The organism is Mucilaginibacter sp., assembly GCF_039935595.1.
Classification (GTDB): domain Bacteria; phylum Bacteroidota; class Bacteroidia; order Sphingobacteriales; family Sphingobacteriaceae; genus Mucilaginibacter.
On sequence record NZ_JBDTJZ010000139.1, the window covers coordinates 1 to 4,513 of the forward strand.

A 4,513-nucleotide genomic window follows, 5' to 3' on the forward strand; every position below is an offset into this window, starting at 1 on the left:
CTCTTATTTGCGAGCTTTTATATGAGAATGATAACACACCGTTATCAAGAGCTGCGTGCTTTGATCATATAACTAATAAGCTTAAAATAAATATTGACTCAGAATTATTTTCGCAGCTTCTTGAAAAAAGCAAAAATTTTGAAGTAAAATCTGAGGCTCAGGATGTTTATCTTAATTTAACTCCAGAAAAATATGCGTTAATAAATAGAAACATTAATGAACATTCTATAGAAAATTACATTAATACTTTTAGCGATAAGCATAATTTGTCAGAAGAAACAAAACTCGGTATTGAAAGATTGTTATTTCAGTCAATTTATGAAAATATCAACTCTTTTACTGTTAGTAATATAAAAACCATTATTCCTGAAGAACTTAGAAGTAAATCTAATCGCGAGCAAATCGAAGCATTTAATGCGTTTCTTGATGAAAAAAATCAGCAGAAAGATATTGCCTTATTTAATGTTTTCTTAAAAGCTGTTGAGTTTGCCATCGTCACTTCTGGAAAAGGAGTAAAACAATTTACAGAGCAAATTTTCAAAGGGAAGGAATACTGTCTTGATACAAACATAATATTTAGAATACTAGGAGTAAATGGGGTTGAAAGACAAGTTAGTATTGTAAAACTCATTGAATCATGTTTACACCAAGGAATTAAATTTTCCTACTCTGTTGAAACGCATAAAGAAGTCGTAAGAAAAATAGAATCGAGCTTGTTAGATATAAAAAAAGGAGCTGAATCTAAGTCGATTGAAATATTGCAGGATTTAATCTCCGAAGATGGTTTATTGTTTAATAATAGTTTTATTACACATTATGCAGAATGTAAAATAAATAATACGGTTAAATCACCTGAACAGTATCAGGTAAAATTGTTAAGCGATTTAAGACATTTAGGTGAAAAATATAATATAGAAACTGTTGCCAGTACTTTTAAACCTAATCATGTTGAACTTTTGCAAGATTTTCTTTATGATAAGAAAAAAGAGCATAATGCTTCAATAAGATATTCTAAAACAGCAGCCAAAGTGGATGCTCATAATATTCTTTTAGTAAGGAGTATCAGAAAAACTAATAATTACAGCTATACAGACATAAAATCATTTTATTTAACTACTGATCGTTTATTAAATTCAATTCTTGCAAAAGAGAATGAAGAACTAATAGCAGAAACTATTTTGCCTTCACAATTATATATTTTACATAATGCTTTGTATGATGAAGAAGATGAAGAGAAGGATTATCAAGCATTTAATAAATTTTTAAAAAGAAGGACCACCGAATTTAAATATGAAGGGAAAGATGTTTTAAACTTTATTGATGAAATAAGAAATATCACGTCGGATTCATACACTATTAAAGATGTTATTAAAACATACGCAGATGTTAAATTTAAAAATGGATTTGATGAAGTAAATCATGAGCCAGAGGTAAAATCATTTAAAGAATATGCTGAGACTTATTTTGATGAACAATTTAGGATAGCTAAATCAGGCGATAAAAAATATCAGCAATCTCTTAGTAATGCATTAAATGAAATTCAAATACATTATGACAACTCAAAAGCAATCACAAGATATATTGATATATTAATTACCGTTATAATTATTCCCCTATCGGTAGTTTTGATGAAACAATTTACAAAAGATACTACTTATATTATCATTGGGACTCTCTTCTTTGAAACAATAAAATTCTTCGTATCAAACAAAACAAATCTTCTCAAAAATATATGTGAATCTATTTTTAAAAGAAAAATTAAAAGTTCTGCTTTTTTTAAAATTACAAATGGTGCAGACCCTGATTTTAATAAAAGAGTAAAAGATTTTTTAGAAATGGATATAAATATTTGGAAAAGATAGAGCAATAAACTTACAATTACCCCAACTTCCCTATCGGGTCAAAATTTTGAAACACCCATTCATCGTGCGGAGCATCTTTCAGTTCGGGGGTTAGGTCCTGCCCTGCCCAGTGTTCGTAGTGTTTGCCGTTGCGCCATAGGCGGCTGTCGGTAACATCATATATCAAACCTTTATAGGCTATCCAAACCTCGGGCTTGTCCTGCCCGTTGCGCAGTGCCAGTTGCGATTTGGTATAGGTAGGTAATTTGCTCATTTACTTTCTTTGCCCTTAAAATACTCAAAAAAGCCCACATTCATTAACAACATGGCCATACAATAAAAATGATCTTCTAAAGGGATAGTGCCTACGCGAACGCCCATATTTTGCAAATCGTTATACAACACCACAGGTATAGCAGTCAAATAACCATTCACTATGTAAAACGGAATTAGTGCCACCAGGTACGTTAAGTAAAACCTGTTGAGCCATTTTACTTTGAAGGCATATTGTAAAAACACCAACAGCACCCATAGCAAACTAAAAGTTACCAGCGTATATAACCTATCGTAGTAAAATATAAGCGCTAATACAGAAAATATAATTAGCAGGTTGGTTATAATGCGTGTCCATTGAGCAGATGGCTGCCATTTTACATAGTAGTTTATACAGGCGTAAATAAACAGACAGGCAAAGGGTACGGTTAAAAAAAATAAAATTTCTTCCAGTGGTAGCTGAAAAAATTTAATGCCGATAATATGCCTTGCATCAAAACTCCAAACCCCATTTATAGTGAACAGCACATCCCAAAACAAAAAAACCAAACCCGTAATGGCCATGCCAGGCCAAATAAATTTCCAGCTTTTATAAAACCGCACCCGCTTATCAAACGATAATATTACCGGGAACAGTATGGTTAAAAAGTTAATGAGCAGGTAGGTATATTTCACTGTAAGGATGCTAACTGTTTATTCAGGTCAATTTTTTCGGCAGCGGTATGGGTATTAGTTTCCAGCAGAAAGTTGATAACACCTACCACTAGGTCTCTATCGGCAATTACCTGTTGTTTATTATTTAGCTGCAAAAATATCTCCTGCTTATCGGCCTCCATATTTTTACTGAGGCCTAAAAATCCGGGCAAGTGATACTCTACCGAAAACCGCATAAAGCGTAACTCCAAACTATGCGGATCGGCTGCAATGGCTTTGCCAAAGGTCTTTTCGGCATTGCTTATTTGTTTTATTTTAGTATAGGGGTTCCAGGTGTGCTTGGCTTGCAGGGCCTGCAACGTAGCCATGTAACCAACTAATAATGGCGACTTGTTGGGCGTAGCGTTCAAACTACTATACAACGAATCGGTAGTTTTGCTACTGTTAACCGCCTGTAATAATTGGTGTCGCAGTTGTTTGTTTTTTGGTGCGATTGTTTGTGCCGATGCGTATTGTACCGCAATACCCAACCCCATTATAATCGTTATTACCAATATCCGTTTTACCATCAAATTATTCTTAGTTTACGTTTAAGCAATGCTTTGCAATATAACGCCCTTTTATGCGCATCTGATACACGTATGCGCTGCTGCAAAACTGTATTGGCCGGTGTACTTATTATTTTTTTAAAAAGCTGCTGGTAATATTTATAGGCAATATATACCCCCAGCCTCGCCCCACGGGGTAATTGCTTTATGCCTTTATAGGCCTTGTCCAACTCGGTTTGTATATCTTTTTCAATATCGCGCTTATTTTGTTGGGTGAAGTTTTCAAAATCCACGCCGGGGAAATACGTCCGGCCCCGTTCCTCAAAGTCAGACTTTACATCGCGCAAAAAATTGATCTTTTGAAATGCCGAGCCCAGGCTTTTCGCCGCTGGTAACAATGATTGGTATAAAGCGTCATCGTTTTCGCAAAACACCCGCAGGCACATCAGCCCTATAACCTCGGCCGAGCCATATATGTAGGTTTTATAGTTGGCCTCGTCATAAGCTTTTTTATCCAGGTCCATCTCCATCGACCGTAAAAAAGCTTCTATCAACTCCTGCTCAATACCATATTGGTTAACCGTATATTGAAAAGCGTGTAATACCGGGTTAAGGCTTATTTTTTGAGCGATGGCCCGGTAAGTATCCTGCTTAAACTCGGCAATAAGTGTTGCCTTATCCTGGTCATGAAAGGTATCTACTATCTCATCCGCATAACGCACAAAACCATATATGGCATATACAGGATAGCGCAACCTTTCGTCAAAAGCTTTTATACCGCTGCTGAACGAAGTGCTATACTTTTCGGTTATTACCTTACTGCACTCAAAACTGGTTTCGTCGTATAAGTTCATTACAGAAGGGCTTACTCAAAAGTACAAAAATTACACACTGTAATTGTAAACGGGTATTTGCCGCAAACTATTTGCTTACTTTGTGTAGTTGTTAAACTTATGGATAAAAACCGACATATTGTTGTAATTGGTAGTGGTTTCGCAGGGCTCTCGGCGGCGTGCGCACTGGCTAAAGAAGGTTTTAAAGTTACCGTTATTGAAAAAAACAGTCAGCCGGGTGGCCGTGCAAGTGTGTGGGAAACCGACGGCTTTAAGTTTGACATGGGCCCAAGCTGGTACTGGATGCCCGATGTTTTTGAAAACTTCTTTGCCCTGTTTGGCAAAAAACCGTCAGATTATTACC

General features: G+C 35.6%; 6 protein-coding genes. 2 read left to right on the top strand and 4 right to left on the bottom strand.

The annotated features are described in order from the left end of the window. On the top strand, positions 1-1,862 hold a 1,862-nt coding region (locus ABI367_RS09295; protein ID WP_462229882.1), incomplete at its 5' end, for a hypothetical protein. A 16-nt stretch (positions 1,863-1,878) separates the two neighbouring features. On the opposite strand, the gene ABI367_RS09300 is transcribed toward ABI367_RS09295, so the two are convergent. The 4 genes from ABI367_RS09300 to ABI367_RS09315 are packed head-to-tail and all read right to left on the bottom strand — an operon-like array spanning position 1,879 to position 4,170. Beyond that, positions 1,879-2,115: a cytochrome b5 domain-containing protein gene (locus tag ABI367_RS09300; protein ID WP_462229884.1), complete on the bottom strand. Its 237-nt coding sequence runs from the start codon at positions 2,113-2,115 to the stop codon at positions 1,879-1,881. After that, positions 2,112-2,789 (bottom strand): lycopene cyclase domain-containing protein, encoded by a 678-nt coding sequence (locus ABI367_RS09305; protein WP_462229886.1) that lies wholly within the window; start codon positions 2,787-2,789, stop codon positions 2,112-2,114. The genes ABI367_RS09300 and ABI367_RS09305 overlap by 4 nt, the downstream gene beginning before the upstream one ends. Then, positions 2,786-3,337, bottom strand: a complete 552-nt coding sequence (locus ABI367_RS09310; RefSeq protein ID WP_462229888.1) for a hypothetical protein — start codon at positions 3,335-3,337, stop codon at positions 2,786-2,788. The genes ABI367_RS09305 and ABI367_RS09310 overlap by 4 nt, the downstream gene beginning before the upstream one ends. Then, entirely contained in the window at positions 3,337-4,170 is an 834-nt protein-coding gene (locus ABI367_RS09315; protein ID WP_462229890.1) for a phytoene/squalene synthase family protein, read from the bottom strand. Before ABI367_RS09315 ends, ABI367_RS09310 begins: the two co-directional genes overlap by 1 nt. A 99-nt stretch (positions 4,171-4,269) precedes the next feature. Between ABI367_RS09315 and ABI367_RS09320 the strand changes: the two genes are divergently transcribed. Beyond that, on the top strand, positions 4,270-4,513 hold a 244-nt coding region (locus tag ABI367_RS09320; protein WP_462229892.1), incomplete at its 3' end, for a phytoene desaturase family protein.